The organism is Levilactobacillus fujinensis (assembly GCF_003946335.1).
GTDB lineage: Bacteria > Bacillota > Bacilli > Lactobacillales > Lactobacillaceae > Levilactobacillus > Levilactobacillus fujinensis.
In genome coordinates this window covers 1-3,759 of record NZ_RHNX01000072.1, presented here as the reverse complement: position 1 = coordinate 3,759, position 3,759 = coordinate 1, and the positions used below count along the sequence as shown (strand labels likewise).

Sequence of the window (3,759 nt, the reverse complement as noted above, 5' to 3'; positions counted from 1 at the left end):
GGAACTAGCAAGTACCCTAAGAGTAGAAAGATACTGATGGTCGATTGGGATAAGAAAGAAAAAATAATTGAATGGCGTCATAATTGGGCAGTTAGTGTCAATCAGGTTTTAGAGCAAAAAAATATTCCCGATCGGATCAGTGAAAAATCATTTACTGAGCAGGGAATAGATGATACACCAACCCAACACGAGGGAATTAATAGTAAGCGGTATGAAAGAAAAGAATTTAACCAACAAGTAAAGAACTATCGCAAAGCCAAAGCCAGTTATAAAAACAACCAAGAAAAAGCAATCAATAGAGGTCACTTAGATAGCCTAAGTGAACACTTCTCGTTTAATGAAAAACGGGTGGTCAATGAGTTAAGCCATGAACTGAAAACTTATATCAGTTTGGAGAGTTTAGATGATAAACGGCGCATGCTATTTTATTGGAAAAATAGCACCTTAATTAAACATGCAGTTGGTGAAGATGTGACTAAACAATTATTGACAATTAACCAACAAGAAAGCTCATTAAAAAAGGCAGATGAACTCTTAAACAAAGTGGTCGATCGTACCACGAAAAAACTTTATCCAGAGCTTAATTTTGAACAGACCACGCAAGCTGAAAGACGAGAATTAATTAAGGAAACCGAAAGCGAGCAAACAGTTTTCAAAGGCAGTGAATTAAACGAACGTTTAATGAATATTCGTGATGATTTATTGACCCAGCAATTATTGACCTTTACCAAGCGGCCATACGTTGGTTTTAAGTTATTAATGCAACAAGAAAAAGAGACCAAAATTGATCTGAAATATACGCTAATGATCCACTCTGATAGCTTAGAAAGCCTAGAACACGTCGATAAAGGACTACTAGAAAAGTATTCACCAGCAGAACAGCAAACGATTACGAGAGCAGTCAAAGACCTACGGACAATCATAGCAGTTAAGCAAGTCATTCAAACGCAATACCATGAAGTATTGAAAAGAGCCTTTCCTAATGGTGATTTAGATGATCTTTCACTAGTTAGAGAAGAACAGGCCTATACAGCCGTGATGTACTATGATCCAACTTTAAAGCCATTAAAAGTCGAAACAATGGCACAATGGCAAGAAAACCCACCGAGGGTTTTCAGTACCCAAGAACATCAATTAGGGTTAGCTTATTTATCGGGACAGCTTAGCTTAGATCAGTTAGAGAATCATCACTTACAACGGGTTTTAAAGCATGACGGCACTAAACAACTCTTTTTGGGTGAATGTAAAGTCGATCCAACGATTAAGAACAGTCAGATTGAGAAAATCCAAAAACAGTTAAAAGAGCAACAAGCTAAGGACGATCAATATCGAAAATCCCAGCTGGCACATTATCAACCGTTAAATTATAAGCCAGTTAGTCCAAACTACTACTTAAAGACGGCCTTTAGTGACGCGATCATGACTGTTCTATATGCTCGTGATGAAGATTACCAACGACAAAGACAGGCGCAAGGTTTAAAAGAGACTGAGTGGGAAATGGCGAAAAAGCAACGGCAACACCAAACTCGAAATCGGCATGAAGATGGGGGCATGCACTTGTAATCGGAATAAAAAATGCACCGTTAAACCTGGTTAAAAGCGGCTGAACAAGGCAAAACAGAATTAGATCAAAAATTGAATCATAAGGAGTGAACGAACATGACCACTGTTATCTTAGCTGAAAAACCCAGTCAAGCCCGTTCATACGTCCAAGCCTTTCAAAAGAGCACAAAAAAACAGGGTTACTATACGGTTAGTGACCCTGTTTTGCCCGATAATACGCTTGTCACGTATGGTCTCGGACATTTAGTTGAACTAGCCACACCGGATAAATATGATCAGAAATACCAGCAATGGGCCTTATCTAATTTACCGATTTTCCCCGATAAATACAAGTTTGAAGTGTCAGCTAGTAAAAAAGCCCAATTCAAGGTCGTTAAAGACCTGTTAACGAAAGCCGATACCATTATTGTGGCCACCGATAGTGGTCGAGAAGGGTCAAATATCGCGTGGTCGATCATGAACCAAGCGCATATTGATGTTAAGTCGAAAACGATTAAGCGCCTTTGGTTGAATAGCCTAGAAAAAGACGCGATTATTACCGGCTTTAAAAATCTTGGTGATTGGCACAAAGACTATTTGGCTTATAAAGAAGCCCAAACCCGTCAAATTAGTGACTGGTTAATTGGTATGAATGGCAGTCCTTTATATACTTTGTTGTTAAGACAAAAAGGGGTGCGCGGGGTGTACTCAATTGGTCGCGTGCAGACGCCAACCTTGTATATGGTTTATCGAAGAGACCAGGCAATCAAAAACTTTAAGCCGGAACCCTATTTTGAACTAAATGCGGAAATTTTAGCTAATCAGCAAAAATTCGTCGCAAAATTAGACCCCTATCAGCGATTTAAAGACGAAACAGGGATAATGACATTCATGCAAGCTAAACACGTTCAGAAAGGCTCACAGGGCGGTTTAATCAAGGACGTCCAAAAACAGGCTAAAAAGCGTGCTAGTCCCCAACTATTCTCACTATCCAGTCTGCAAAGTGCCATGAATAAACGTTATCACGCCAGCGCCAGCCAAACCTTAGCAGCCATTCAAAGTTTATATGAAGCCAAGTTGTTGAGTTATCCCCGCACCGATTGTGCTTATATCACTGATGAAGAATTTGAGTACTTAGTGGCTAATCTGACGAAGTATCTGGGTTTAGTCTCTAAGCAAGTCGCTTTAACCAATACCACCCCAAATAAACGTTACGTCAATGGGAAAAAGGTTGAAGAGCATTACGCCATTATCATGACTAAAGTTGTGCCGACTAAAGAGAAACTAGCCAGCTTATCTAAATTACAGCAACAAGTCTATGACCTGGTTTTAAGGACGACGTTAGCGATGTTTGCTGATCCGTACGAGTACGAAGAAACCACCATTATCACCCAAGTTGGTGACGCCAATTTTAAAGCAACCGGTAAGGTCCCAACTAAGCAAGGTTGGCAAGCTTTATTTGATGATCACAAAACCGACCAGCAAGAGGCAGCCACCCTACCGATCGTTCACCAAGGCGACCAAGTTCAAGCGAATCTGCAAACACCGCAAAAAGAAACGACACCACCGGTGCCCTTTACCGAAGGTACCTTAATTACGGCAATGAAGACGGCCGGTAAAACACTTGATGATGAAGAAGCCCAGGCGATTCTTAAAGATGTGCAAGGCATTGGAACGAGCGCAACCCGGGCAAATGTGCTGGAAGTGTTAAAGAAGCGCGGCTATTTAGTTACTGAAAAGAACAAGCTCCACGTCAGTGAAGCGGGGATTACTTTATGTAAAGCGGTTGAACTCGAACCCTTGTTAACTAGCCCAGAGATGACAGAAAAATGGGAGCAAGCATTACAGCAAATCAGTACCGAAGAACGCACCCCAGATAACTTTTTGAGCCAGATTAAGAAGTTTGTGGCGAAGTTAATTGCTGATGTCCCCACACAATTAACCGGCAATTCAGCCATTAAGCAACAAATCAATCACCAACAGCAAGCACAAAAGTCCGCCGAGGTCTTCTTAGAAACACCGCAAGCGACCGTTTTAAATAAACAGAAGTTTTATATTGTAAAGCCTAAGCAAGGCGAAGACTTTACCCTGCCCAAGAAATGGAGCAGTAAGACCCTCGGGAAGACCGCCATTAAAGCGTTGGTCACCAAGGGGGAAACGAGCAAATTAAAGGGTTTCAAGAGTAAAAAAGGAAAGTCGTTTGACGCCAAGTTAAAG

Annotated in this window: 2 protein-coding genes; both read left to right on the top strand. The window is 41.0% G+C overall.

What is annotated here, in order from left to right; all coding sequences use genetic code 11:
* Positions 1-1,563: MobA/MobL family protein (locus tag EKM89_RS13545; RefSeq protein ID WP_125689302.1), on the top strand; the 1,563-nt coding region annotated here is incomplete at its 5' end.
* A gap of 96 nt (positions 1,564-1,659) precedes the next feature.
* Positions 1,660-3,759: DNA topoisomerase III (topB, locus tag EKM89_RS13540; protein WP_125689300.1), on the top strand; the 2,100-nt coding region annotated here is incomplete at its 3' end.